Genomic DNA, 25,403 nt, shown 5'->3' on the forward strand with positions numbered 1-25,403 from the left:
TAGCCGAACGAAAAGCGCTCAAATTCGTTCAGGCAGAAATTGCGGACAGTCTCATTCTTCAACTGTCGCGCCGCGGCCATCCCGTCCGCGCCTATCTCGATCGCGACCTCGCCGGTCAGTGCAGTCTTTGATATCGCAGCCAGTGTGGGGATCTCAAGCGTATGGTTGTCGCCGAGCTTGCTCGCCCAGTCTACGCGCAGCTTCTTCAGTCCGTTCAGCAACTGATCGCAGCAGGCCAGCTCGATCGCATGGCGTTGTCCATAGGCAAAGCCGACGGTCTCAACCCGGGCAAAGCGCGACAGCGCCCAAGCGAGGCAGGTGGCGGAATCCTGACCGCTCAGAAAATAGAACCAGCGCGGCTTCGGATGTGAAATCGGTCATTGAGAGGATTCGCTTAGAATGTGAAGAGTTGAAATCAGGCCCGCTTGGCAATGGCGAACAACGGCAAAGAAGCCTGCGATGAATGCCGCTTTCCCTTCATTGAGTTCAGACTTAGAGGACGCAATTCATGATCGTCTCTAAGGTGAAGCCGCAGAACGCTTTGACGCGCAGGGTTGCTTACCCCACGCCGAGCAACTTGTGCGTCTGAATGCTGACACGCCAGTCGCACGCAGTCGCCTCCTGAATGCAAAGCTTCGTCGCCTTGCGGCTTTGGCTCAAGGGCTGCAGCCATATTATCGGCATGAACTCACGAGGGATGTTGAGGGCCAGGAGCTTCTCGATATCGGCAGGCTTGCCCACGCAATGTTTGATCTCGTTGCCACGCCGCAGCGGTTCATCCAAAACAACGGGGCGTGCCAACTTTCGGGCTGATGGTCACCCACGTGCAGGGGTGCACCTGAATGGCATGGGTCCCGATGTCTTCACCTGCACCGAGAAGCCAGACTTGATAAGTAGCGTCGTCAATGGCTGAAAGTCGTACGCTGCGGGCTCGCCACCCGTGATCACGACATGCCGAGCCCTAAACCCCTGCACGGCGAGCAATATTTCCTCCGGCGACATCCTAGCCCCGGGTGGCGTCCTCGATCCCGTGATCTCGGCTATCGGCACTTGACATGCTGGATCTGCCTTCCATCTGCGCTTGCTGTCGCACCAGAGGCAACCAACTGGGCAGGCCTGTAGCCGCAGGAACACTGACGGCGTGCCGCTCTTGCAGGCTTCGCTCTGGATACTTTCAAAGATCTCGTTGACCGGCAGCACGGCTCGTTCCCCGATAGATCGCGCTGTTCGCACCGTGCTCTTTGACTTCGACAGATGCAAGCCGGCAACGCGGAGCAAGTCGCTCTGTCAGCAGCCACTTGCTCGCGATGCCGTAGACGTGCTCGGCAAACTTTTCGCAGCCGACAGCAGGTAGCACAACGATATCCGCCACGCCGCGCCGCTTCCTGGAACCATTCAAGCTCCGGATTGTCCGCAGCTACGACGGTCTTATGGTCAAATGTGTGTTCGAGGATCGCTTTCAGCTCTTTGAGGCCGCCAAAATCAACGACCCAATTCTTGTCGTCTAGGGTGTCGGCCTCGAACTCGAAGCGAAATGACAACGAGTAACCGTGCAGCAGACGACAGTGTGACAGCGCGCGCCACTGGCGAAATGTAGCGGATAGTCCGGTTTCATGACCGTATGTCTTCGTCGATAGGTAGGTCACGGTTGATCCTTGATCAGTGCCATAAATTCGCTGCGCGATATTTTGTCGTCGCGGAAAGCACGCGCATGATGCTGGTTATCATGATGGTGTCAGTCTAGCGAACACCACGCTAGATCATGCATTGGTGCTGCGCCCTAACGATGACGGCCAATCCCTTCGGCAGGATACGGCGTTCCAGTTCGTCCGCCAGCATAACAGCGGCCTCCTCCTGGATGTGCGGGCGCGACATGATCCAGTTGGCAAGGCGCACAAATTTGCGCGCTTCGCGGTCGCTTTGGTGTTGTGGTCGCGGCTGGTGTCGATAACCATGGCCTCAAGCACAGCGTGCACGTGCTGCTCGACCTCGGCTTGGATCACATCAATGTCACCAGGCAGCAGATATTCTGCGATATTGTCGTTTGCCGCAAACGACGCGCCGGCGTCGCGCAGGCGTTCACGAATTGCTTGCGTAGAGCTCATCAGAACTCCTGTGCAGCTTCGCTAGTTTGCGTGAACGACATGATCTGCGGCCGACACGCGCTGAACAAAGCGCTTCAATTGGGGAGGTGCCTTACCCGGGGCAGTTTTTAGTATCAATTTGCATACGATCGAGAACTTTCATCTCTCCTGCGTCGTTGACCGAGAGACCACTATTGCCGAAACGGTCCTTTATCGTCTCCCTGCAATCAGCATGCCGCAAAAGTATCTGTGCGAGACTTGCTTGAGGAAGAGAAAATCAATGCATCGTGCCGCGACGGCCGATCATTTGCGACTTCGTGTCGGGATTCAGACATACACACCGACAAGCGGACACGATTGAAGCGCCAGCAAAAGCAACCAAATCTTACCCGCCCCGAAGTCATCAGACAGTTAATCGGCCCCGTGATTGGCGCGAAGAACCGATGAACGGGACATCCGAACGCGTCAAGGTCGAAGATGTCGCCCAAATAACAGGCGAGAACAAGAGAGCTATACAGGCAGCGGCAGCTCGGGGCGAAATTCCTGGCCCGGCAAAGCTATTCAAGGCTTGGACATTTGACCAGGTCAAATTGCGCACGTGAATCGCCACCAAGAGCGCGAAGCGTTGACGCGGCTCGCGAAACTCATGGCAGCATGAAGCCGCGGCAAGCAACGCGCTCATCGCCTGACCAAGCCAAGCGACGTGGTCTCCCGGGTTCGGGCACCAGTGAAGCTAGATACGAACGGGCAATGGCGAGGCTCCGCAGCCGAAGAAGATGTACCGACTAGCAGCGCCTGGACCTGGTCCGCGAGCCCTCCTTCCGCGAGCGACAGGAAGAGATTGCAACACTCCAGCAGCTCGTGGCCTGACCGCTTCTTTGTGGACGCGGTACATCCCGCCGAGGATGTCGGTGTCAAGGCGGCCCGACCGGCAAGCCGAGTTCATCGTCGAAAATCTCAACACGATCGAGCAACTCTTGATCGGCGCGGCGTACTGGCCTGACGGCAACTCCCCGACGCGTGCTGCGAACCTGCGCGCGGGCCTTGTTTTGTAGCAAGAGCGCACCAAGCGAGGCGGTTCCGGTGCAAATCGACTTTGCCGCGGAGCTAAGGAGTGGAGTTATCGTCTCGACCCGATCGCTCTCGACGACCGAGAGGATCCTGTCATTGGCTGTCGAATCCTAACCCAGCGATCCTTCTGGCGGGAGGGATCCATGGCTACCATTCCAGAGAGCTGGTCTCCAAACATCGTGACTGGTAAAGGATTCAGCATCGAGGAAGGAGATGGCCAATATCCATAGACTGCCGTCACAGAGCGATTGAGCTCGGTTCCCGAGGGTCAAAATGCGGTGGGGTGCATACACCTCTGAACGGTTTCCTTCTAGGTGACGACATCCATCGGCCTTTTGACCTGGAATGCGTGATCGTCTCATTGGATTGTCGGCACAAGGTCAGCAGCCGCTTGAAGGACCGTTTCGACAATGAAGTTCGCGATGATCATGATCCTATCTTGGAGAGGCGCGCTTTAGCTTCGTGATGAAACCCTGCGACGTGAAAGCCATCGGTTGGATCGAAATTCAGTTGTGGACGCTGATTGACAGCCGAAATCGCGGGTCATCAGGCGTTTTCATACAACCAAGACCCACAGCAGAGATCAGCTGATTGGAAAGTGCTCCAATCGGCTCTGGTTCGAGGTGTTCGGGAATCTCAGCTAGCCTTGTCTGTCTAGCGGATCACAAATGTCACGCTGACGCTCGTGGCGCAGAGTGATTCAATTCCGATGCGGAGCAGAAAGAAAGATGCCGGTCATATCCACACGCCGCGCTGAAGTCACAGATGCCGGAACCGTCGCCGGCTTCGTTTATGCTCTCCAAGTCGAGCTCTTGCGCCGGATGGCCCCGGGGATCGAAATCGTCACGCAAAGCGCGGCGGCAGTTCTTGCGGATGTCAGCGTCGTCGCGGTGATCGCTTGCGGAGACAACGAGCCGGTTGGCGTCATGGTTCTAAACGAATGCACTGCGATCTACGCGGGCGGCAAGTTCGGAGAAATCTCGGAGCTCTATGTTCGCCCCGACATGAGATCGCAGGGCATTGCGCCTCATCTGATCGCGGTCGCTCTGTCCGAAGGACGCGCGCGAGGATGGAAGCGGCTGGAGGTCGGAGCACCGTGGCAGCCGAAATGGAAGCGCACCCTCGACTTCTATCTGCGCAACGGCTTCGAGGAAGTCGGCCCCCGGCTTTGCCGCATGATATGAGCCGGTGGGGTCAACTTAGAGTCGTCCCTGGATGACCAAGAAGCTGAGCGGATCAATCTAGCTTGGAACCCAATGTTCTTCGTTAGGGCCGGTTGATTGACCGGAACGCGTAATTGTCTGTGCGTTCTGGACTTATGTTTTTTATTTTTGTAGTGGGCTAATGGCACTGCTGTATTTGCCCCCTGAGAACGACGACTCGGTCTTGCTGTGTTCCGTCGGGTGCCCTAACTAGCATTACAGTTGCAATTTTTGCCTGAGATGGGCTTTGCGCGCGTTGGCCTGATGAGCCCTACGCCAGGACGACCATGCGAGGACGTAGGCGTGCGAGATGAGTCGCTGGGGAAGCTTCATGGCGATGGGGCGGATTTCCCGGATCGACAAGCGGATCAAGAGCGATGCTTCGGTCGAGGCCGCGGTCGCATTTTTTGAGCGATGGTCCAGTGTTGGCTCGATGACGGATGACGGCCATCATGGCGAAGGCCAGCATGACGAGTGAGACATGGCGATGCCAGCCATGCCAGGAGCGGCTTTCGTTGTGGTCAAGGCCGAGCTCGTTCTTGGCGGTTTCGAAGCTGTCCTCTATAGCCCAGCGATGGCCTTCCACCGACGCCAGCTTCTGCATGGACCTGCCCTTGGGGCACCATGTGGAGAAGGCCAAGCTGGCGTCAGTAACGTTGCGACGGATCAGAAGACCCCCCGTCCATTCTCCGGCAAGGTCGTCGTTGTATTCACCAGCGTCGAGATCGGCCAAGTGCCAGCGCGGACCTTTGGTCCCTTCGCCGGAGGCGGAGCGGTGCCAGGCCACTTCTTGGGAAGGCTCTGCGCGATCGCGGAGGCGGTGCCGGCGACCGGCTGCTGCTTGCCCCATGAACGGAACACGTGATTGGAAGCAACGCCCAGAACATAGCCTTTTCCCGCCTTGCGCAGCAGGGTTTCGATCTCACCTGTGCCATACACGCTGTCCGCCGTTACGAACGAGAACGGCACCTTTGCGGCGATCGCGGAGCGACCATTCGACGCGCGATCTTGGGCTTCGTAGCAAAGCCCATCGCTCGGGACATGCGCGGCTTTCAGGCGAGCGGGGTCGTCCGTCCATTCCTTTGGCAGATAGAGCGCCCGGACTCGTTGTTGCCGGTCGTCTTGAAGGTGCCGATGGTCGCCATGGTAGTTCTCCTTGATCTCTGTTTTCCGAGCCCGCACCTTGCGGCCTCGATGGTGATCGACAGGCCGGAGGTGATCGACGGCGCACCCCGCAGGGGCTCGACAGCAGAGGAGGAACTTTCTTGTTTGGCGAGGAATGACGGCGCAGCCGGCAGGGGATGAGCGTTGTGACGCCGCTGTTGCGCCATAGGCGATCGAGGCTGCTTAGCCGGCCTTCGGCCAGATCCACCCATCGAAGAGGCCGCTTCGTGCGCTCGATCCGAAACAGAGCTGACATCAACGAGAACGTGGCGATCCTCGCGTCCTGCAAAGACCGGCGAGCGAGTTTGACCGAGATTGGCTCTCGGCCGCGTGGCGACAGACGGATCAAAACCTCCGCGAGCGCACTTGAGCAATACGCCCGCCAAGTCGAGTCGGCCGTACTTGTGATCCGCCGCTATTCGGTCGATCGCTCACGACATTCGCCACGTATCTGTCTCACTGCGGTCGAGCCGCGGCGCTTGCACTGCCCTGAATGTCACCTCAAAAGACTATGACAGCGTGCGCTCCGGCTGCGTGATCACGTCATCCTCACGCGACGTGACGTTATCAGCCCATCGGCCAAGCCTTGCCCGGCTGGTCCGGGCGCGGTCAGTCGCCGGTCTCTGCATGGACAAATCCGTCCACAGCATGGCGTCTCAGCCGCCTGGCGAGCGATCACCGTGCGAAGCAGGCAATTTCCTGTGGCCTGCGCCACGTACGCATCCTGTCAGAATACAAGCGCGCGCTTCATGTCTGAAACCCGCCTCCAACTGTCTTCGAAAGCCACATTGCGCCAAAGGACACAAGCGTGCCCCTTCTGCAGTGCTGGCCCAAATCCTGCACCGCCTCTCCGCGTCAGGGCGGCGGCAGCAAGATGGGAGTCGTGTTTGGGCCTCGATCTGTCAATGGACAGTGTGGTTGCCGCACCGGAGGTTGCCTGTCTGCACCCCGCCGGGGGAACGGAAGACGCTCCTGCTTGCCACGGCCTCGCGCGGCTGACAGTTGCTTGCTCACCCTGAAGAGAGATGTCAATACATGGTCGATGAATTGGATCTGCGAACCTTCACGCCACATCCGCAACGCGACGCCGTGCTCGGCGAAGTGCACGCACGCCCTTTCACGCGCCTTGTTTCGCCATTCAGCGTGATCCACTTGGCTTTTCTTGCGCAGGGTGAGGCGGCCACAAGCGATCGCTGCCGCTTTATCGATTTTTGCCTCGAGCGCAATCTTCCGCCACCTGAGCAATCGGCGAAACTTCATCAGATTGTCATCGGGACCGCTACGCTACGTTGGGAGCAGCATTCGGAATTCACAACATTTACCTGGATCTGGAGTAACACAAATGTTTCCGCCGCAGACCGATTTGACAAAGTTGATGGTACCGTCCGATCGCTGATCCGCGCGTTGCGTCAGACCGGACAGTTGCTGGTCGCGATCAGGCTAGAAGTGGAGCAGGATGCCTCGCCGACCAGGCGCGCCGAACAGGTTTTTGACAAAAACAGCCTGGCCATGGTTGCCACAAAGAACGGCGCAGGCGTTGCCGCCTCAGACTTCCGCGTAGACGAAAAAGGCTTTACGAAAATCCTCGTCTGCGACCTCGGATTGACGTCGCAGGATCTCGGAGCGCTGGTGCAACGGCTCCTGGAGATCGAGACCTACCGTCCACTGGCGCTGCTTGGCCTGTCGGCCGCCCTTGAGCTTGCACCTTCCGTTGATCGCATCGACCGCCGTCTTGTTGAGGCGCTCGAAAAAATGCAAAGCGGTGAGGGGCTGCAGTTCAACAACCATCTGCTTGCCGAGTTGACGGCGCTGGCCGCCTGCTTCGAAAAAGGCGCGACCGGCAGCCTGTTTCGCTTCGGCGCCAGCAGAGCCTACAACGAGCTGGTCCAATCGCGACTGTCCATCATTGAAGGCAACGATGTCTCGGGTTATCCAACCTGGTCGTCGTTTCTGGCGCGCCGCATGGCGCCCGCAATGCGAACCTGCGCGACCGTAGAGGATCGTCAGGCGGCTCTGTCGGTCAAGCTCGCGCGTGCCGCCGATCTGTTGCGAACCCGTGTCGACGTCGAAATCGAACGACAACATCGTGACCTGTTGCAGGCTATCAACGAGCGCGCCAGACAGCAACTTCGGCTGCAGTGCACGGAAGGATTGTCGGTCGGAGCGATAGGATATTATGTGGTCAGCTTGTTTAGCTATCTTGCCAAGGGCGCGCATGACGTCGGACTGCGAGTAGAGCCCTCGTTCCTGACCGCAGCCTTCGTGCCGATCGCAGTCGGCGTGATCTGGCTGGTGAGTTACAATGTCCGAAAGCGACACCTCAAGCACGACAACGCGCCCTCGGTTGCTTGCGACTGACGCTCCTTAACAGAATCAGTGCGTCCATCCTGCGAAGCTCGCATGATCGTGGTGCGACGCTGCCGCAAGATCGCGGCCGGCTCCTGCGCAAGGTAATGCCCCGCCCGGACTAACCGGGCGAGGCATTTTTGGATCGGCTCAGTCGCCCTTGCACTAGAAACGAAGCGTCGCTTTGGAGGGACAATGATCTGAAATGGCCAGCAAAGGATCCGGATGGCCTTGGCCTGCCGGGCGCGTCCCGCCGAAGCGCCCGATCGCAACCTTGATGGCAGGATCTGGAATCGAAAGGCTCGCGCTCACGAGCATCTGATCAAGGCCCAGGGGATTGCGGCAGCCAAGGCTATCGGCCTTTGTCAGCGGCTTGACGGCCTCTTGATCGAAGAGCTCACGCTTCGAGCGTTCGCAGAGTTGCTTGGCGACAGGGTTGACCGGGCATTCCGGCTCCAGATGGGAAAGGGCGCTGGAAGTGGGGGCCCCATCATTGACCTCGCCATAGAGGCTGCGAACGAGGACGCCACTCGGAAGGGAGGAAGCGGGATCGCTTCCGTCCGAGCGAATATCTGATTTTCCGATCGAATTTTTCTCGTGCGACAGATTGCGGTTGAAGTCTCCCATCAGAACGACCGGCATGCTGGCAGAGCTCGCTTCCAGCCAATCCTCCAACGGGCGCACCTGTTTCTGCAGAATGGCACACGCATCGCCCCCGCCGTCAAGCTTGCCGCGGTCTTCGAGCGGGCTGACGCAGGAGGATTTGAGATGCACGGTCATAACACGCAACGGCTTGCCGTCGATCTGCAGCGTCAGTGATAAGCCCGGGCGCACCTGATCTACGGCGGCTAGATCCGGGAGTGATAGGGGCGCAACGACCCCACAATCGGAGCCCGTCCCGAGGTTCTTTTTCCAAGCAATCGCGAGCCGCTGGACCTTGAACGTGTCGAACGAACAAATCTCGTAATCAGCACCGTTGTTGGGCAGAACCTCGCGAACGGCGGTGGCGCCGCTAACCTCCTGAAAAGTGATGATGTCAGGATCGAGGTTCGTTCGGATGAAATCCTGGAGTTGCTGCGAGCGCTTTTGGTAGGCGGCTTCGGTCACCGGCACGATCTTGAAATTGGCCTGGTAAACGTCGCATGGCGGCTTTGCCGCGATGTCCCATTTGATCTTTGCGTTTCGTCCCCATTTGAGCTCCCAGCCCGGCTTGGTGGCCCCTGCCGTCGAGGGTTCAAACAATCCACTCGCTGGATTGAGGGCGAAAGGTTGACCGCAATCACGAATCCACTCCTTCGCCTCGACCTGGCTGAGATGCCAGCCCAGATTCCATGTCGCAATTCGGATGTCACGCGCGTGGGCCGTCGGCGCTGTGCCGAGCAACAAGACGAGGGCGAACAGGACAGATCGGCGAAGAATCATGTAGTGCTCCAGACGTTTGCAACAGACCGGCCCTATTCAGTTTGGGGCGACCGTACTTGGTGAAGGTTTCCCTTTGCCTTGAGGGGTTGCATGCCGGCCGGGCGGATGGGATCGCGGTTGCCAGCGACACAGCCATTGGGAAGCTTACCGGTGGCTCCCTCCCCGCGCAGCACGCTCTCGCGCGTGGCATTTCGATCGATTCCCCACGCGTGCTCGATGGCAAAGCGAAGCTCGTCCGCCAAGCACTCAACCGCCCAACGGAGATCGTGCCTGTCGCGGCTTGGAAATTCCTCCGTCTCTGTGATCTGCTGGCCGACAAGCCGCGCGGCGTTCCGGACGCCGGCATCGCCTACCATCTCCAATTCGCCCCAACGCAATTCCCAAAAGCGCTTGGTCGCCTGCTTCCAGGTTTCATCTTTAGGGTCGAGCTCCCACTCTGTCAGGCGCTGAGCCTGCTGAATGGTCTCGAAGAAGAGATCGAGCTTCTTCTGCAAGAAGGGCTTCTGCGCCTCGATCCTTCGGGTCAGCGCGGCCTGGCTGCGTGCCTCGTCGCGCTCGGCAATGACTTCGGCCTGCTTCGCAAGCGATTCACTAAGGAGCCGGGCCTGCTCGGTCTGAAACTCGTAGACCTTCCAGACCCCGGCGATCACAGCGCCGGCGATGGTCCAGGCCGCGACAGCGATGATGGTATAGCGTTTGGAAAGACGGAGAAGGGCTGAGGATCGTGGGGTCTGGGCCATGATTGCAATTGAATAGGTTCGATCGGAAATGGTTTGTTCGAGTACAAAAAACAAAATTCAAGCAACGTCTGAGAAACGAAAACATCAGAGCGCCCCTATAAGCCGCGCTCCCTGGCGAGAGCGGCCTTTGTGCCTTTCTTATAGGCGTCTTTCACCCACTCATCCCGCGTTTGCTTGAGGACAAGAGGATCGGCCTCCGAGCCCGGCTTCGGTTTCGTGCCTGTCTTTTCGTGGGTCTTGTTCCAGATCGCGCGGGCACGGTAGTGATTGTAGAGGCGCATCAACTCGGCAACATAGGCTTGGGCCAGATGCGTGTTGCCCTTGATCTCAAGGACATTCTCGTCGTTTGAGTTTTCCGATGCCTTGCTGAAGTTCGGCGAGCCCGTGTAAATGGTGGGCGTCTCCGTATCCCCATCGATCACGATGAATTTGTGATGCACGTGGATAGGCGGCGGGCCACTCGATTTCTTCTTTGTGGCTTTCTTTGCCGGTTTTGCTTTGCCTTTTGCGGCGGAGGCATCAAACGGTGAGGTATCGATGGTCTTGAGCTCGGGCAGGAAGCCGCGTGGCGCATTGGCGCTAAAAGCGGCGTAGGGAAGTGTGTCCGGGTTATTCTGCGAGCGATGGAAAATGGTCGCGGCGATCTCCGGAAGCTTGCGCTTCTCGCCCTTTTTGGTCGGCTTGTCGGGATCATCGATGCTGTTGAGAAGCCCGTAGATCAAGTGCTTCGACGAGTCTCCCTTGGCAAAGATTGCCTCCATGAGATCCTTGTCGGAGGCCGTGTACATGCAGAACAGCACGGAGGACTTCGCGTTCTTGACCGCCTCGGTCACCGTGTCGAGAAACTTTCGGCTTTCGCCGGGCTCGGGCAAAAAGAAGACGCGCATTTCGGTGCCGTCGACGTCCGTGACGTCGTTCCAGTCCGGCGGGTCCATATCTTTCTTGCCGAGATTTTTGGCCAGCACGTTCGCGCGCTCGGCGTAAAGCGCGGCAAGTTCGCGGGAATGGATGATATGAAGGAGGTTGGCCTGGATCGTTTGGGCTTCAGGCGTAAAGTTGGTCGAGCCCATCAAGACGGCCTGCTCATGCTTTTTCCGGTAGAAGATGATGAACTTATCGTGCATTAGCTTGGATATGGCATCCCGCTTATGGATCGAGATGTTGGGTCGTGCCTCCGCGATCCGATGCGCGGCGGCGCGGGACTTGGTGTCGTCAGCTTTCTCGAAATAGATGATCGAGCCGCGCCCTTTGAAGGCCTCGAAAGCCGGGATGATCCACCGGTCGTCCGACAGATGATAGATGGCGCATTCAAATGCGTCGCTCTCGCTGAGGATTTGAGGAATGGCGTTTTGCAGGCCGTTGGCCAGCCATCCATCCGCTTCTCAAGCGGCTTGTCCTTTTGCTTGGCAAAGCTCTGCGCGCTGACGACGGCGCGATTGAAGTAGGTGGCGATCTGTCCTTCGAGGGGCCTTGGCACCGTCACGGTTCTTTTTCCGGCCGCCGCGTCCTGGAGCTGCAGATCGCCTGGGCTGGTGCCAAGCACAGGAATAACTGTATACTCGAACGTCTGGCCTTGATCGTCTAGGTTGATCCCGCCGTCCCACCAGTTGAACTTTTGGATCGGCGCCTTATCGCTTCCCTTTGGGCGGGCGTCCTCCGCGAGGGGCACAAAGTCGAGCTTGTTGAATAAGAATTGCGGCTTTCTGTCGCGCCCATAACCCGGATTGCGCTGGATGGCGAACCCAAGGAAATCTTCGTGTTCGGCGCCGTCTTTCCAATCGAACGTCAAGAGCACGCAGCTCGGGCTAGCATAGGCTTTGACTGTCACCGCCGCGACCATGATCGCTCCCCCGCTTCGAGGCGCATCATGCACGAATACGACGCTCGCGCAATACGTGCGGCGGGTGTATAACGCCCGTCGAAACGTCTCACGCTGAATTACTTTTGTCATTTTCGCCGGAGGCTTTGCGATGGGCGTCATTGTGCCTAGCCAACTGTACACCGCTCAGGAGTTGCTCGGAGGCTTCAACCCATGGGACCCCATGGGCTTCACGCTCTCCCGGGACTTTGCGATCTACCGTGAGTTCGCAACCGACGGCGGGCCGGTGCCAACGTCACTCGCCGTCCGCGCCGCGCAAGCCGCGCACGACGCAGCCATCGCCGATGCCCTACGCATCTTTCTGAAAACGGTTCAACGGCCGCTGGTCGGCGTGATGGGAGGTCACAGTCTTTCCGCGAGACCATGCGGCCTATAAAGCCATTGCTTATTTGGCGCGCGAACTTGCCCGCGCGCACTTTCTCTTGGTCACGGGCGGAGGGCCGGGGGTGATGGAGGCCGCTCATCTGGGCGTGGCTTTTTCATCGTTCGAGAGCGTAGGTCCGCTCGACGAAGCGATCGGCCTTTTAAGCGCTGTACCGAAGGCGCCCATTCTGGATGACCTTTTTACTGACACCTGGACCATCAAGGACGAAAAGCTCGGCGCCATTGACGACGCACGCAGATGGCTGAAAGTAGCGCTCGAGGCGCGAGCCAAGGCGCCCGAAATTCTCCCCGTCAGCCTCGCTATCCCGACCTGGCTCTACGGTGCCGAGCCGACTATGCCCTTCGCAACACACTATGCAAAGTATTTTCAGAACAGCCTAAGGGAAGAGGCCCTCGTCAACAATTCGCGTGCCGGCATCGTCTATGGGCGAGGCGGCGGCGGAACCATGCGGGAGGTCTACCAGGACGTGGAGCGGAACTACTACGCGAAGACCCTCGACGAAGTGACCCCCATGATTTTCTTCGATCCCGATAAGTATTGGGAAACGGATCCCGTCATGGGTGACGCGCGAGCTACCTCGCCCGGCATTAATGTTAAGCCGACGATCCGCCCAATCCTGATGCTCGGCCTCGTATCCGACAAGCGGCCTAAGAAGGAAGTTGAGGCGTGCCTCGATGAGAAGCTTCTCTTCACGACGGATCACCCATCCATCATGAAAGCGCTTCGCGGCCACGAGAAAAAGTCCCAGCAAAATCTCACCTTCGCACTTGCGGCGGAGCCTCTCAAGATCGGCACCCTGCGGATGAATCGGCGGTAGCAGAGCGACATACTGGAGGTCAGCCCCCGTATGAGAGACGTCTGGCTCGTGGGGTTGTCCCAAGGGTTGGTTCGATGTCAGTAGCTGGTTACGATCGGATGCTTTTCCTTGGCAATCGCCAGCCCCCTGGACTGACCGCAGCGAGAGCAAAAGTGTCGCGCGGTTCGACATGAGCCCAGACGGCGCGAGGCACTTGTCCGCCCACTCCTCTCTTCACCATCCGGATCGTGATCTAGCGCTGCTCCAGCTGAGCACACCCGTTTCCGACGCGGGCGGGAAGCGCTGCCCTATCCCCATTGTCTTAAAACCGTCCCAGGCTCCGATGGGCACTTCGGTGCTCGTACTGGGCTTTCCGCTCAATCAGGACCTGAGCTTGTCGGGCGGTCTGATCAGCAATCACGGCTCCCCACCCAAGGAACTGCGGTGGCAGACGGACACTGTGATGAACCCGGGCAACAGCGGGGGCCCGGTTTTCGAAGATCACGGCTTTCTGTTGGGTATCGCGGCAGGCGGCATTGTCCAGTGGACCTTCGGCGGCGAGACACGCAAAGTAAACGGTGTGAATTACTTCATCCCCGCGTCGGAGCTAATCGCAAGTCCTTTGTATGACATTGCCGAGGACAAGCGGTGTTGGCGCGTGGCTCAGGACGATCTCGTGGTCGACGCGAACACCACCATTGCGGTCGACGGGACGGCGTCGAAAGCGCCCCTGGGCCCCGCCAAGCTTGAGAGAAGCTACACGGTTTCAGAGACCAAGGACGATCACCCCGTCGCCCTGGCATCGCATTCCCGCAACTACCAATCCCGATTTGCTGCAGAGCCCGGCTACAAGGTTGTAGCCTGTGTGCCGAAGGCAGAGAGCGAAAATAATGCACACGATATCACCTGCAGTATCGATAGCGGTGGCGGTTCGGCGGTCTTTGCGTATCGGTTGGAAAGTGGGCCCGCTGTCGATCGCTGGCGCGGATGGTGGGCCGGTTACGTGACTTTGCGGCAGGAGCGCATTGCGGGGGATGGCCTGCAATAGTGCGAGCGGGTAGCTGCATAAGGCAGGATCGCGAGGGGAAGCGATTTCGCATGCAGCGGGGAACGAACGAGGCAGGGGGACGAACGTGACAGGATCGCGGCGATTAGCGCTTGTGCTGGCAGGCGGGCTCGGCGGATGCGTCATCGTGCCCGACATTGCTCCGGACTGGGCTCTGCCGATGGGGGAGATCATGCTCCATTCGGCCTGCGAGCTCCAGGATGCGCTCGGCACGCTTGACCGCGAGGTGCCGCATGAACTGTTCAATGCACGAAACTGGAAGATCGCGGTCACACTCAATCCAAAATCAGAAGCGGATATCGTTCCTGGTGTCGGCTTGACGCGGAAGGTGCCCGCTACGGCGACGACACCCTTCTCGAACTGGGTCATCGGCGGTGGTAACGGCGTCACCCTTGATATGAGGGGCAGCCATACCTGAAGCGTCGATCAATTTCGACTCTGAAAAACCTATCCTCGATAGTGCCCTGCCCTGCGAGTGCGAAACGATTTCGTACCATTCGCTCACAAAGAATCTGGCGATCAAGGATTGGCTCTATCGTTCCGTGCAGGCCACGGCTCTCGCAGGCTCGGCCATCGACAACCCCAAATTCACGGCTCAGGTCGCCGTGAAATTCAATGGGACCGCGAGCTACACCTACACATTCCCGCCAGGCACCGATTTTCTCACACTGGGAGGGTATTATCAGCTCGACGAGACCTTGAGCATCATCTTCACGAAGAAGCCGGCGGTCGTCGCGAAATATGACCTCTTGACGCTGCCCGAAGGTGGCGCTGGTTTCAAACGAAATCGCGCGCGCCAGGTCACGTCAACCATTTCGGTCCTCGAAGATCAACAAGTCTCACTTCAGCAGATTCGGCAACAATTGCAAACTGGGCCTCAGCCGACGAACTGTGCCTTCACGCTCGGAGGCAAGAAGCTCCGGGTGACGGAGGTTGGCAAGGGCCAGGTCGAGCAGATCGATATGCCTTGCGACGGCCTGCCCCTTTACCTGCCGAAATTCGCCCGAGCAGGAGGCACGGGTTTCCGCGAGGCTCCTGCCGAGCTCGTCAAAGGAAGCCGATCGACAACCAGGGCACGGCTGCGACGATCAGGGTGCCGATCAGCAGCGCGATCATGTAGCCCACGATCGGCTTCATGCCCTCGTCCGGGTTGATGCGGCTGATGGCGCAGGCGGCATAGTAACCGACGCCGAACGGCGGCGCGAACAGGCCGATGCCCATGGCGAGAACGACCACCATCGCGTAGTGGACGTCGTGCACCCCGACCTGCCGCGCGATCGGGAACAGCAGCGGGCCGAACAGGACGATAGCCGGGATTCCCTCCAGCACGCTGCCGAGGATCACGAAAGTCACGATCGTCACGGCCAGGAAGACGGGGACCCCGCCGGGAAGGCTGGTCATGAATTTGGCCAGAGAGGCAGAAAATCCCGATTGGGTCAGTGCCCAGGCCATGCCTGTCGCCGCGCCGATGATGAGCAGAATCGCGCCTGACAGCGAGGCTGTCTCGACCAGCATCGGATAGATGCGACGCCAGTCGAACTGGCGATAGACGAAGAGACCCGCGCAGGCCGAATAAAGAATGCCGATGGTCGAGACCTCCGTTGCAGTCGCGACGCCTTCGACGACCGCGGTCCGGATCACGAAAGGCAGCGCGATGGCCGGTATCGCGATGACGAAGGCGCGGCCAATCTCCCGGGCCCTCGCCCTTTTGACGTGAGACAGGTCCTCGCGGCGATATCGCCACCAGACCACGGCCGCGAGCATGACCGCGAGCACCACGCCCGGGAGCAACCCGCCAGTGAAGAGCGCCGAGATCGACACGCCGGTCACCGAGCCGATTGTGATCAGGACTAGCGAGGGCGGGATCGTTTCGGTCTGCGCTCCGGTTGCCGCCAGAAGCGCAACGAGGTCACCCGGTTTGGCCCCGCGCTGCCGCATCTCGGGAAACAGCACAGGAGCCACCGCAGCCATGTCCGCTGCCTTGGAGCCGGAAATGCCCGAGACCAGATACATCGCTCCGACCAGCACGTAGTGCAACCCGCCCCGCACGTGGCCCAGCAGGCTCGCCAGGAAGCTGACCATGGCGCGCGCCATGCCCGTCATCTCGATCAGGAGGCCGAGAAAGACGAAGAGCGGCACGGCGAGCAGGATCAGGTGGCTCATGCCCTCGTCCATTCGCCCGATCATCACCACGTCGGGCGTGCTGGTCGTCAAGGCGAGATAGCCGACCGTCGCAAGGCCAAATGCGAACGCGATCGGAACGGCCGCGAAGACCATTGCGCCGACGACGAAAACGAAGAAGATCAGAAGATTCAGATTGCCGAGCGGCTTCAAGACGGGAGCGAGCAGAACGAAGGTCGCAATGATGCCTGCAACGAGCGCCAAGGAAGCCAGCAAGCTGCGCGGGCTCGCGATGCGGATGAGGCGGAGGACCGCTGCGACCAGCATCAATCCAATCCCGATCGGCAACGCCGCCGCGCGCCAGCTGTTGACGATCTCGAGGGCCGGCGTCGTCACGAAGGCCTCGTCGGCCGCGAACTCATAGGCCGGCCAGACGACCAGCACCAGGAAGGCCAGCGATGCTGCGGCCGCGACCGTGTCCAGGAATGCGCGAACTTCCGCACGCAGCACACCGACAATGGCGGTCATGCGCATGTGCTCGCCGCGTTGGAACGCAATCACGGATCCCAGCATGGCGAGCCAGAGGAAGAGAATGCTGGCGAGTTCGTCAGACCAGATAAGCGGCGAGCGGAAGACGTATCGGCCCACGATGCCCGCTGATAGCACCGCGATCTCCGCCAGCACGAGCAGTGCTGCCGGGACAGCGACGAGATGACCGAGGACGGTGTTCGCTGTCAGCACCCAACTGCGCCGGCCAGCCTGCGTCGCGCTGGCCGCCGCACCGACCTCGACGTGGGGCGTATGACTCACACTGGTCATGATAATTGGCCCGCGGCTTTTTCGAGTTGCGACCATGCTTCCTCGCCGAACTTGCCTTTCCAGTCCGCGTAGAAGCTGGTCTTCGCCAGGGCCTGGCGGAAGGCGGCGCGATCGACGTCGATGAATTTGAGACCCTTGGCCGAGAGATCGTTGCGCAGCGACTGGCTGAGCTTTGCGATGTCGGCACGCTGATCGACCGCGGAGCGATCGAGCTCGCGCGTCACGATCTCCTGTACGTCCTTGGGCAGGCGCTCGAAGGCGCGCTTGTTGCCGAGGATCCAGTAGCCGTCCCAGACATGCCCCGTCAGGCTGCACGTGCTCTGCACCTCATAGAGGCGCGCGGTCGCTATGATGGGCAACGGATTCTCCTGGCCGTCGACGACCTTGGTCTGCAGCGCGGAATAGACCTCGTTGAAGTTGATCGGGGTGGGCCCGGCGCCGAGCGCCTTGAAGAGCGAGGTGAGCAGCGGCGCGGGCGGAACGCGGATCTGGAAATTCTTCAGATCATCCGGGGTGCGGATCTCGCGGCCGGACGAGGTCACCTGGCGGAAGCCGTTATCCCAGGCCTTCGACACCGCCATGATCGATGTCTTGGCGATCTGCGCCCGGATGTAGGTGCCGAGCTCGCCGTCCATCGCCTTCCACACGCTGTCGTAGTCGGTGAATGCGAAGCCGGTGTTCACAATGCCGGCGCTCGGCAACAGAGTGGCGAGGATCGAGGACGATAGGTTGAAGAACTCGACGCCGCCGCTGCGAACCTGGGTCAGTAGTTCGGTGTCGGAGCCGAGCTGATTGGCCCGGAACAGCCTGATCTCGAGCCTGCCGCTCGTCGCTTCTCGGATGCGCTCGATCGCCTCTTGCGCGCGGATGTTCACCGGATGGGTCGGGTCCTGTCCGGTTGCGAACTTGTAGACGAACTCGGCGGCAGAGGCCGGACGGGTCAGAATCCCGCAGAGAGGTACGGCGCTCGCCGCGATTAATAGCGAACGGCGGCTGATGCTTCCGGGCTTCGAGACAGTCATGTTTTCCTCCTGATCCTGTATTGATGTTGTGCCGGCTGCATGGGCCTGCGCTGGTTTCCAGCTGTCCGGGCTCTTCGACCGCCCAAATTCGGGCAACAGCCATCGCTCGCCCGCCGCAATCTGCAGCGGGTGGAACTCTTCACTCGGAGCCTGACTGGCGTTTAGTGCCGGTCCGCTAAAGCCACTGCTTGATCTGCCTTGCGACCTCGGCGGTCGAAATGCCGTAGCGGTCGTGCAGCGTCGGAAGTGCGCCGGCGTCAAGGAATTCGTCCGGCAATGCAATCTGGCGGAAAGGCGGATGGACGCCTGAACGCATCAGGAGTGCGGCGATCGCCTCGCCGAGACCGCCAATCGTCGTGTGGTTTTCGGCAACGACGACCAGCCGGCCTGACTTACCGGCTTCACGCAGTATCGCCTCGGCGTCGAGTGGCTTGATGGTCGGAACGTGGAGCACCGCGGCATCGACGCGGTCGTTCTTCAGAGTTTGCAACGCCTCGAGCGCACGCATTGTCATGATGCCGGACGAGATGATTAGAACATCCTTCCCGTCACGGATCAGCTTGGCCTTGCCGAGCTCGAACTTGTAGTCGTATTCGTCCAGCACGACCGGCACCTGGCCTCGCAGCAGGCGCATATAGACCGGGCCCTGATGCGCCGCGATCGCGGGCACCAGTTGCTCGATTTCATGAGCATCGCAGGGATCGATGACCGTCATGTTCGGCATGGCGCGAAACAGCGCAAGGTCCTCCGCGGCCTGATGGCTCGGGCCATAGCCCGATGTCAGGCCGGGCAGTGCACAGACGATCTTCACGTTGCGGTCTTCCTCCGCAATCGTCTGGTGAATGAAATCGTAGGCGCGCCGCGAGGCGAACACGGCATAGGTGGTCGCGAACGGCATGAAGCCTTCCGCGGCGAGGCCCGAAGCGGCGCCGAACAGAAGCTGTTCGGCCATGCCCATCTGGTAATAGCGGTCCGGAAATTCCTTCGCGAAGATGTGCAGGTCCGTGTATTTGCCAAGATCGGCCGTCATGCCGACCACATCGGGACGGCTGCGCGCGAGCTCGACGAGCGCGTGTCCAAACGGCGCCGGTTTCGTCTTTTGCCCCTCCGCCGCGATCGAAGCGATCATGGCTGAAGTCGTCAGGCGCGGCTTGCCCGGCTGGGGTGCTGATCTGACGGTCTTCATGCCTGCCTCCCGGCTTCCAGCGCGGCCAGGGCGAGCTGCCATTCGTGCTGCTCGACGCGGATGAAATGGTTCTTCTCGCGCTGCTCCAGGAAGTGAACGCCCTTGCCCATCAGCGTGTCGGCGACGATCATCCGCGGCTTGGGCGCGGGATGAGACTTGGCGGCATCGAACGCGGCAACGACGGCATCGAGATCATTGCCGTCGATCCGCTGCACGAACCAGCCGAAAGCCTGAAGCTTCTCGACCAGCGGCTCGAACGCCATCACCTGCGTGGAAGGACCGTCCGCCTGCTGATTGTTGACGTCGACGATGCCGATCAGATTGTCGAGCCTGTAATGGCCCGCCGACTGAATAGCTTCCCAGACCGCCCCCTCGTCGAGCTCGCCATCGGAGAACAACGTGTACACCCGCGCCTCGGATTTCTTGCGCTTGAGCCCGAGGCCCATGCCGACGGCGATGCTGAGCCCAAGCCCGAGCGAGCCGCCCGACATCTCCATTCCGGGCGTGTAGGAGCGCATGCCCGACATCGGCAGGCGGCTCTCGTCGCTGCCGTAGGTTTCGAGCTCGTCCTCGGGGACAATCCCCGCCTCGATCAAAGCCGCATAGAGCGCGATGGCGTAGTGCCCGTTTGATAATAGGAAGCGGTCGCGGTCTTCCCAGGAGGGATCTTCCGGCCGGTAGCGCATCGCGTGGAAATAGGCCACGGCGAGAACGTCCGAGATGTCCAGCGCCTGTGCGATATAGCCCTGGCCCTGGACCTCGCCCATGCGCAGCGCATTGCGGCGAATGTTGTAGGCGCGGTCCGCCAGCTTGGGCGTATTAGTGAGCGTTTCCATCGATCTGGACCTTGTCTTGCTGGCTCAGTGGATGAGCATGCCGCCGTTGACGTCGATCACGGCACCAGTCACGTAGGCGGAGAGATCCGAGGCCAGGAAGGTGTAAATGCCGGCGACGTCGTCTGCCGTGCCAAGACGATTGAGCGGAATGCCTTCCAGGATCTTCGCCGTCATCTCGTCGGTCAGCTTGCCCGCGGTGATATCGGTGCCGATCAGGCCGGGCGTTACGCAATTGACGCGGATGCCGTCCGCGCCGAACTCACGGGCCATCGCCTTGGCGAGACCGAGCACGCCAGCCTTGGCCGCCGAATAATGCGGGCCACCAAAAATTCCCCCTCCACGCTGGGCCGAAACCGACGACATGCAGGCGATCGATCCGGACTTGCGCACGCGCATGTGCGGGATCACCGCCTGGGAGAGGAACAGAATGCCCTTCAGATTGACGTCCTGAATGCGATCCCAATCAGCCGGCGAGATATCCAGGAACTTGACCGGCTGGGTGATGCCCGCATTGTTGATGAGGATATCGATGTTTCCGAAGGATTCGATCGCGCGAGCGACGGCCTGCTCGCAGGATGATTTGTCGGCGACGTCGCATCGCAGCCCAATGTGGGACTTGCCAAGCGATGCCGCGGTGTCCGCCGCCGCGCTCGCGTCAATGTCGAGAATGGCGACCCGAGCGCCCTCGGTAGCGAACCGGCGCGCCGTGGCAAGCCCGATGCCGCGCGGCGAGGCCGCGCCCGAAATGATGGCCGTCTTACCCCTGAGCAGCATCAGTTCCTCCCACTAATGTTTTTTCCTTGGCAAGACCAATGAACCGCGGACGCGCAACAGACAAACGCACAGTTGTCATGGATCGATGAATCTGGTTCACTTATGGGATGCTGTCGAATGTCCCGATATCGGCAATTCGCGCCTTTGAAGCCGCCGCCCGCACCGGATCCTTTCGCGATGCGGCGAATGAGCTTCACCTGACACCGAGTGCGGTCAGTCATGCCATCCGCAAACTGGAGGACACGCTTCGGACCGTTCTGTTCGAGCGCAGCGCGCGGTCAGTGCGGCTCACGCCAGCCGGCGAAAACCTGATGCGCCACACGGGAGCGGCATTTGATCAGCTCCGCCGTGGCCTCGAGGAAGTCGCCGCGCGCGGACCGCAATTGGTGCGCGTCCATTCGGCACCTAGTTTTGCTGCGCAGTGGCTGGCACCACGCCTCGCACAATTTCTCGCCGCCTATCCGAAGCTCGAAGTGCGGCTGGCTGCGAGCACGGACTACGCTCGCTTCAGCAACGATGATTTCGACATCGATATCGTCTACGGTCCGCCGCGGGCGGAGGGCGTGGAGGTTGTTCCTCTCCCCGAGGAAACGGTCACCCCGCTCTGCTCCCCTGCTCTCGCAAAATCGATAAGGAAGCCGGCCGATCTCCTCGATCAGACGCTGATCCGCTCCGACGTGAAGCAGGTGCAATGGCACCAATGGTTTACCGCCAACGGATTGGAAGCCCCCGCCCTGCACGGCATGAGGTTTGATCGCAGCTTTCTGGCAATCGCAACGGCCGCGGAGGGATTGGGAGTAGCGATGGAATCAACCCTTTTGGCCGAACGCGAACTGGCGAGCGGGCGACTGGTTGCGCCACTGGCAGGACGCGCCAAGGATATCCGCTACGTCGGCCATCGCCTGATCTACCCACGGGCCAGCCGACAGAGATCTGCGGTACGAGCCTTTGCAGATTGGCTCGTGGCGCAACTCGGTGGCGGGACCGCAGGTTCCGCGCACTAAGATCCAAGTCTGGCCGAGCATCGCCGACGCGCTTGAGGACGGAGAGATCGACGCCGCACAGGCGGTCTTTCGCGCCATGAACGAGTGCAACCACCTCGTCTGCCCGACGGCTCAACGCCGCCGGGCCGCCAAGCTGGTCGAGGAGAAGGGCGCCGCGATCGAGGGTACATCCGCTAGAACCCTGGCTCACGGCCCTTGATGGGCACCCTCACGACCCGGGCTGTGCCGGCATACGACCTCTGGGTCGCGGTCAACCAGATCCCCGAAGCCTACCGCAGTTTGATGCGCACGGTTGCGATAAGGCGGGCCTTACTTGCCTGGCTGCGCGCGCTCGAAATCAGGCAACGGACAGACGGGCCTTTTCATGGTGCACCTGCACTGCATCTTTATCGTCGGCCCCAGCTACTTCGAGCCTGGCAGCAAGGAATATCTCTCTTTTGAAAAGCTGCGCGCGGCTTGGAAGGCAAGCCTCGCGCCGACTACGACCCGATGGTCCGGATCGAGAAGATGCGCGGCGGCTTCGCGCCGCTGACCGTCACGGGTCGCAAGTCGCTGCAGGAAGCCCTCAAGTACTGCTTCAAGCCGGGTGCGATCTTCTACACGAAGGTCGGCGGAAGCCCCGCCATCGTGGGGTGCTCACACCCGCGAGCTGTTCGACCCCAACGATGGCAAAGGTTTGCGGTGGCTGCCCGACAACGAATCACAAGCGATTCATCCGTTTCAAGTTTTTTCGATCGGATCGCGGTCGAGCCAAGCATTTGTGGGTAATTGAAAGTCACCGGACGCGTACGCACGCCGAGGCACTCTTTGAGGAGGTCTCGCTGGATATGGCGCCGCACTGGCAGCCGACGCGGCAAACGACCTTGGACCGGTGATACGGCGGTTATCGTCGATGCCGTCCGCGTAGGCATGTCGGTCGCGCAACTCGTCTACTTGAAGAAGCCCGCGATGGCGGAAGCCGCCGAGCGGTTGCGGGCCGACAAGCGGTGGCTTCCGAACGTGCTGCGCTTGCCACAGCTGGCGATCGAGAAGAACTCTCCGCCGACATTCGTGCCGAATGCGATCTACTTCGCCTTCACGATGAGGGCGCCGATGGCAGCCTCTTCAATATGGCGGAATCTTAGCCCGGTAGCTTTGCGCCCCCGTCAACTACCAGCACTGGTGATTGATCGAGATGAGAGATAGGAGGACAATCGGATAACGAATGCTGGCCTGATCAAGCTCAGGTACAAAGACTCTCGCAGCGACCAAAGTCGGCTCTCGCAATGGACATAATGAGCTGACGTGTCAGCGGCAAAAGTACAGCATGCTCAGGTAGGATCCAGCAGAGTAACGCCCTGCGCCTTCTCGAGCCGTAGCAGATCAGAGAAGCACGCATCTACCGCGACGCTGGGTCATGCCGCTGCCGTTCACCGCAGCGGAGTTCTCCGTTGTATGGGATTAGCCGCGCGCAGCAGGAAATGGAGATGCCAGCAAACGAGAGAGGCTTTGAGAGATCGGTGATCCTGATCGACAATTTCGACTCCTTTACATTCAACATTGCCCAGATGGTCGGCGAGGTGAATGGTAGGGAAGTCATTGTCTTGGATAACACAGTGCCATGGAGCGAAATCCGCAAAATACCTCATGAGCGGATCATTCTCTCACCCGGCCCAGGAAGTCCTCAAAATTCCAAGGATGTCGGCTCAACGATGGATGTTTTGGCCGGGAGCGCCGTTCCGGTCTTGGGCGTGTGCTGGGACATCAATGCATTGCCCATTTTCATGGTGCATCCGTTGCCCGCGCACCAGAGCCGCTCCATGGCCGGATCCGCAGCATCACAACCTCCGGAAGGGGCCTATTCGAAGGGCTGCCGCGCTCTTTCAATGTGACCAGATACCATTCTCTGGCAGTGACAAGTGAGCTTCCGGAATGCCTTGAATGTAGTGCTATGTGTGAGGATGGCGTGATTATGGGGCTACGCCATCGGCAGGCGCCTCACTACGGTGTGCAGTTTCACCCGGAATCCATCTGCTCCCAATACGGACGAGAACTTTTTGCCAACTTCCTCTCTGATCTGTGCGCCTCGTCCGCGCCCCCATCCTCGCTCAGAGCACTGGCGGGGTCCTGAAATGAACGTCCCGCGCGCCAGCAACCTTCTCTTCAAGACGGCGACGTATAGGGCGAGAAGTTCAACGGCCTCATGCACCGCAAGCGCTGAGGATGTTTTCGTGCGTCTCTTTGGTGGTGCGCAGCCTGCTTTCTGGCTGGACAGCAGCATGCTGGTGCCCGGGGTGTCGCGGTGGTCCTTCATGGGAGGGCTTAGCGGGCCGGGCAGCTATCTGGGATGCTACGATGCAACTCGCCAGGAAATTGGGATCACTCGCGACGGCGAGGCATCACCAATGATCATCTCCAAATCGATTTTCGAATTTCTCGCCGTTAGACGTGCCGCGCACAAGCTGAAAGATCAGGCTGATGTGCAAGACATTCCCTTCAAAGGTGGCCACGTGGGCTATTTCGGCTATGAACTGAAGTCACTCACCTGCGGCGTCAGCTCACGACCATCGAAATATCCGGATGCAGTCTTCATCTTCTGCACAAGATTCCTCGCCTTTGATCATGAGAATGGCCGCATCCACATCGTTGCGCTCTATCCCGACATCGAGACAGGATTGTCCGACGATGCTGCCCTTTGGATCAGCAAGACCGAGCGGGAGATCCACGGCATTGAACCTGCTGCTGGCGTCTCCCCGTCCTCCCTCCACGCAAATCGGGGTCCAATTCAGTTCAAGCTTCGTCAGGACGGGTCCGATACTTGCAAAACATCGAAAAATGCCTTTCCAAGATCCGAGCTGGCGAGACCTACGAGATCTGTCTGACCAACGAGATCACCGTCGAGACAGAGATCGACCCGCTCAACCTGTAGCGAATCCTAAGGCGGAGAAATCCGGCCCCATACTCCGCTTTCCTCAGGCTTGGAGATATTTGCGTTGCCAGCTCTTCCCCGGAAAGATTCCTGCGGATCGATCGCAACCTCGTTGTCGAGACCAAGCCTATCAAGGGCATCGCGCCTCGACACGAAGTCCCGGACGAAGACGACCGGATCGCTGAAGAATTGCGCTTGGACGAGAAGAGCTGGGCCGAAAATCTCATGATCGTGGACCTCATGCGGAACGATCTTGGTCGCGTCTGCCGCATCGGAAGTGTTCATGTGCCAAGCCTCATGCACATCGAAAGCTACAAGACCGTGCACCAACTGGTCAGCACCATCCGTGGCGAATTGCCGTCACCCGAGGATGTCATCCGCTGTATTACTGCGAGCTTTCCGGGCGGGTCGATGACGGGCGCGCCTAGCACTACTTTGGCAGATTGTTGGGTTTGGGCTCTTTATTAGGATTCCCGAATCGATTTTTCAATGATTCATGGGTGGTCGGCTCTTGGAGGGCTGACCATGGCGGAATGGGAAGACGAACTCGAACGCTGGCTGAAGCCGTTCCTGGACCG

General features: G+C 59.9%; 24 protein-coding genes and 3 pseudogenes. 13 read left to right on the top strand and 14 right to left on the bottom strand.

What is annotated here, in order from left to right:
• Positions 1-80 precede the first annotated feature (80 nt).
• From I6F33_RS35955 to I6F33_RS35975, 5 genes and pseudogenes are all read right to left on the bottom strand, one after another.
• Positions 81-381: pseudogene (locus I6F33_RS35955) on the bottom strand (7-cyano-7-deazaguanine synthase); the annotation flags it as partial.
• A 177-nt stretch (positions 382-558) separates the two neighbouring features.
• Complete coding sequence (locus I6F33_RS35960; protein ID WP_225131055.1) at positions 559-801, bottom strand: hypothetical protein; 243 nt, start codon at positions 799-801, stop codon at positions 559-561.
• A 15-nt stretch (positions 802-816) separates the two neighbouring features.
• Positions 817-1,134 (bottom strand): radical SAM protein, encoded by a 318-nt coding sequence (locus I6F33_RS38705; RefSeq protein WP_225131066.1) that lies wholly within the window; start codon positions 1,132-1,134, stop codon positions 817-819.
• The gene (locus tag I6F33_RS38565; RefSeq protein ID WP_225145649.1) at positions 1,041-1,646 is read right to left on the bottom strand and encodes a 6-carboxytetrahydropterin synthase; all 606 of its coding nucleotides are present in this window, start codon (positions 1,644-1,646) and stop codon (positions 1,041-1,043) included. The genes I6F33_RS38705 and I6F33_RS38565 overlap by 94 nt, the downstream gene beginning before the upstream one ends.
• A gap of 109 nt (positions 1,647-1,755) precedes the next feature.
• Entirely contained in the window at positions 1,756-1,875 is a 120-nt protein-coding gene (locus I6F33_RS35975) for a GTP cyclohydrolase I (RefSeq protein ID WP_249782202.1), read from the bottom strand.
• Between the two features lie 1,120 nt (positions 1,876-2,995).
• On the opposite strand from I6F33_RS35975, the gene I6F33_RS35980 reads away from it, so the two are divergent.
• Together I6F33_RS35980 and I6F33_RS35985 are read left to right on the top strand one after the other, a co-directional pair.
• On the top strand, positions 2,996-3,139 hold the full coding sequence (locus tag I6F33_RS35980; protein WP_225131078.1) for a hypothetical protein: 144 nt from the start codon (positions 2,996-2,998) through the stop codon (positions 3,137-3,139).
• A gap of 744 nt (positions 3,140-3,883) precedes the next feature.
• On the top strand, positions 3,884-4,339 hold the full coding sequence (locus tag I6F33_RS35985) for a GNAT family N-acetyltransferase (protein ID WP_225143497.1): 456 nt from the start codon (positions 3,884-3,886) through the stop codon (positions 4,337-4,339).
• A gap of 386 nt (positions 4,340-4,725) precedes the next feature.
• Here I6F33_RS35985 and I6F33_RS35990 read toward each other — a convergent pair.
• Positions 4,726-5,458 (bottom strand): annotated as a pseudogene (locus tag I6F33_RS35990) (IS701 family transposase); the annotation flags it as partial.
• A gap of 1,098 nt (positions 5,459-6,556) precedes the next feature.
• Here I6F33_RS35990 and I6F33_RS35995 point away from each other — a divergent pair.
• On the top strand, positions 6,557-7,879 hold the full coding sequence (locus I6F33_RS35995; protein ID WP_225145650.1) for a DUF3422 family protein: 1,323 nt from the start codon (positions 6,557-6,559) through the stop codon (positions 7,877-7,879).
• Between the two features lie 153 nt (positions 7,880-8,032).
• Here the strand turns inward: I6F33_RS35995 and I6F33_RS36000 are convergent, their stop codons facing one another.
• From I6F33_RS36000 to I6F33_RS36010, 3 genes are read right to left on the bottom strand one after another with little or no spacing between them, the layout of a single operon-like run.
• Positions 8,033-9,289 (bottom strand): endonuclease/exonuclease/phosphatase family protein, encoded by a 1,257-nt coding sequence (locus tag I6F33_RS36000; protein ID WP_225131093.1) that lies wholly within the window; start codon positions 9,287-9,289, stop codon positions 8,033-8,035.
• Between the two features lie 32 nt (positions 9,290-9,321).
• Entirely contained in the window at positions 9,322-10,083 is a 762-nt protein-coding gene (locus I6F33_RS36005) for a hypothetical protein (RefSeq protein WP_225143501.1), read from the bottom strand.
• Between the two features lie 41 nt (positions 10,084-10,124).
• On the bottom strand, positions 10,125-11,396 hold the full coding sequence (locus I6F33_RS36010; RefSeq protein ID WP_306469184.1) for a phospholipase D-like domain-containing protein: 1,272 nt from the start codon (positions 11,394-11,396) through the stop codon (positions 10,125-10,127).
• Positions 11,397-11,999: 603 nt separating this feature from the next.
• On the opposite strand from I6F33_RS36010, the gene I6F33_RS36015 reads away from it, so the two are divergent.
• The 4 genes from I6F33_RS36015 to I6F33_RS36030 all read left to right on the top strand — a co-directional run bounded on the left by I6F33_RS36015 (position 12,000) and on the right by I6F33_RS36030 (position 14,573).
• Complete coding sequence (locus I6F33_RS36015) at positions 12,000-12,284, top strand: hypothetical protein (RefSeq protein WP_225131098.1); 285 nt, start codon at positions 12,000-12,002, stop codon at positions 12,282-12,284.
• A gap of 70 nt (positions 12,285-12,354) precedes the next feature.
• Positions 12,355-13,110 carry a hypothetical protein gene (locus tag I6F33_RS36020; RefSeq protein ID WP_225131100.1) on the top strand — a complete coding sequence of 252 codons (756 nt, stop codon included), beginning with the start codon at positions 12,355-12,357 and terminating at the stop codon, positions 13,108-13,110.
• A gap of 169 nt (positions 13,111-13,279) precedes the next feature.
• Positions 13,280-14,137: a serine protease gene (locus tag I6F33_RS36025; protein ID WP_225131102.1), complete on the top strand. Its 858-nt coding sequence runs from the start codon at positions 13,280-13,282 to the stop codon at positions 14,135-14,137.
• A gap of 145 nt (positions 14,138-14,282) precedes the next feature.
• On the top strand, positions 14,283-14,573 hold the full coding sequence (locus I6F33_RS36030; protein WP_225131104.1) for a hypothetical protein: 291 nt from the start codon (positions 14,283-14,285) through the stop codon (positions 14,571-14,573).
• A gap of 629 nt (positions 14,574-15,202) precedes the next feature.
• On the opposite strand, the gene I6F33_RS36035 is transcribed toward I6F33_RS36030, so the two are convergent.
• The 5 genes from I6F33_RS36035 to I6F33_RS36055 form a co-directional block, all read right to left on the bottom strand.
• Positions 15,203-17,095, bottom strand: a complete 1,893-nt coding sequence (locus I6F33_RS36035) for a TRAP transporter large permease subunit (RefSeq protein WP_225143504.1) — start codon at positions 17,093-17,095, stop codon at positions 15,203-15,205.
• Positions 17,092-18,117, bottom strand: a complete 1,026-nt coding sequence (locus I6F33_RS36040; protein WP_225143506.1) for a TRAP transporter substrate-binding protein — start codon at positions 18,115-18,117, stop codon at positions 17,092-17,094. The genes I6F33_RS36035 and I6F33_RS36040 overlap by 4 nt, the downstream gene beginning before the upstream one ends.
• A gap of 175 nt (positions 18,118-18,292) precedes the next feature.
• The gene (locus I6F33_RS36045) at positions 18,293-19,303 is read right to left on the bottom strand and encodes a transketolase family protein (protein ID WP_225143508.1); all 1,011 of its coding nucleotides are present in this window, start codon (positions 19,301-19,303) and stop codon (positions 18,293-18,295) included.
• Positions 19,300-20,139, bottom strand: coding sequence for a transketolase (locus I6F33_RS36050; protein ID WP_225143510.1), 840 nt, complete (start codon positions 20,137-20,139; stop codon positions 19,300-19,302). Before I6F33_RS36050 ends, I6F33_RS36045 begins: the two co-directional genes overlap by 4 nt.
• 24 nt (positions 20,140-20,163) lie before the next feature.
• On the bottom strand, positions 20,164-20,913 hold the full coding sequence (locus tag I6F33_RS36055; RefSeq protein ID WP_225145651.1) for an SDR family NAD(P)-dependent oxidoreductase: 750 nt from the start codon (positions 20,911-20,913) through the stop codon (positions 20,164-20,166).
• 107 nt (positions 20,914-21,020) lie between these two features.
• Between I6F33_RS36055 and I6F33_RS36060 the strand changes: the two genes are divergently transcribed.
• The 6 genes and pseudogenes from I6F33_RS36060 to I6F33_RS38715 all read left to right on the top strand — a co-directional run bounded on the left by I6F33_RS36060 (position 21,021) and on the right by I6F33_RS38715 (position 25,293).
• Entirely contained in the window at positions 21,021-21,917 is an 897-nt protein-coding gene (locus tag I6F33_RS36060) for a LysR substrate-binding domain-containing protein (protein ID WP_225143514.1), read from the top strand.
• A 456-nt stretch (positions 21,918-22,373) separates the two neighbouring features.
• The gene (locus I6F33_RS36065) at positions 22,374-22,685 is read left to right on the top strand and encodes a protein rep (RefSeq protein ID WP_225143516.1); all 312 of its coding nucleotides are present in this window, start codon (positions 22,374-22,376) and stop codon (positions 22,683-22,685) included.
• A gap of 141 nt (positions 22,686-22,826) precedes the next feature.
• Entirely contained in the window at positions 22,827-23,102 is a 276-nt protein-coding gene (locus I6F33_RS36070) for a hypothetical protein (protein ID WP_225143518.1), read from the top strand.
• Between the two features lie 362 nt (positions 23,103-23,464).
• A pseudogene (locus tag I6F33_RS38710) lies at positions 23,465-24,027 on the top strand (aminodeoxychorismate/anthranilate synthase component II).
• Between the two features lie 100 nt (positions 24,028-24,127).
• Positions 24,128-24,778 (top strand): hypothetical protein, encoded by a 651-nt coding sequence (locus I6F33_RS36080; RefSeq protein WP_346656764.1) that lies wholly within the window; start codon positions 24,128-24,130, stop codon positions 24,776-24,778.
• 104 nt (positions 24,779-24,882) lie between these two features.
• On the top strand, positions 24,883-25,293 hold the full coding sequence (locus I6F33_RS38715; RefSeq protein WP_369418416.1) for a chorismate-binding protein: 411 nt from the start codon (positions 24,883-24,885) through the stop codon (positions 25,291-25,293).
• Positions 25,294-25,403: the final 110 nt, after the last annotated feature.

It is taken from the genome of Bradyrhizobium sp. BRP20, assembly GCF_020194215.1.
In the GTDB taxonomy this organism is placed as follows: domain Bacteria; phylum Pseudomonadota; class Alphaproteobacteria; order Rhizobiales; family Xanthobacteraceae; genus Bradyrhizobium; species Bradyrhizobium yuanmingense.

Coding starts and splice junctions, on each gene's coding strand:
- I6F33_RS36070 (WP_225143518.1), top strand. CDS start 22,827: ATGTCGGTCGCGCAACTCGTCTACTTGAAGAAGCCCGCGATGGCGGAA.
- I6F33_RS36060 (WP_225143514.1), top strand. CDS start 21,021: ATGCTGTCGAATGTCCCGATATCGGCAATTCGCGCCTTTGAAGCCGCC.
- I6F33_RS35975 (WP_249782202.1), bottom strand. CDS start 1,875: ATGTCGCGCCCGCACATCCAGGAGGAGGCCGCTGTTATGCTGGCGGAC.
- I6F33_RS36015 (WP_225131098.1), top strand. CDS start 12,000: ATGGGCGTCATTGTGCCTAGCCAACTGTACACCGCTCAGGAGTTGCTC.
- I6F33_RS36035 (WP_225143504.1), bottom strand. CDS start 17,095: ATGACCAGTGTGAGTCATACGCCCCACGTCGAGGTCGGTGCGGCGGCC.
- I6F33_RS36000 (WP_225131093.1), bottom strand. CDS start 9,289: ATGATTCTTCGCCGATCTGTCCTGTTCGCCCTCGTCTTGTTGCTCGGC.
- I6F33_RS36055 (WP_225145651.1), bottom strand. CDS start 20,913: ATGCTGCTCAGGGGTAAGACGGCCATCATTTCGGGCGCGGCCTCGCCG.
- I6F33_RS35995 (WP_225145650.1), top strand. CDS start 6,557: ATGGTCGATGAATTGGATCTGCGAACCTTCACGCCACATCCGCAACGC.
- I6F33_RS36025 (WP_225131102.1), top strand. CDS start 13,280: ATGAGCCCAGACGGCGCGAGGCACTTGTCCGCCCACTCCTCTCTTCAC.
- I6F33_RS36040 (WP_225143506.1), bottom strand. CDS start 18,117: ATGACTGTCTCGAAGCCCGGAAGCATCAGCCGCCGTTCGCTATTAATC.
- I6F33_RS35985 (WP_225143497.1), top strand. CDS start 3,884: ATGCCGGTCATATCCACACGCCGCGCTGAAGTCACAGATGCCGGAACC.
- I6F33_RS36050 (WP_225143510.1), bottom strand. CDS start 20,139: ATGGAAACGCTCACTAATACGCCCAAGCTGGCGGACCGCGCCTACAAC.
- I6F33_RS36045 (WP_225143508.1), bottom strand. CDS start 19,303: ATGAAGACCGTCAGATCAGCACCCCAGCCGGGCAAGCCGCGCCTGACG.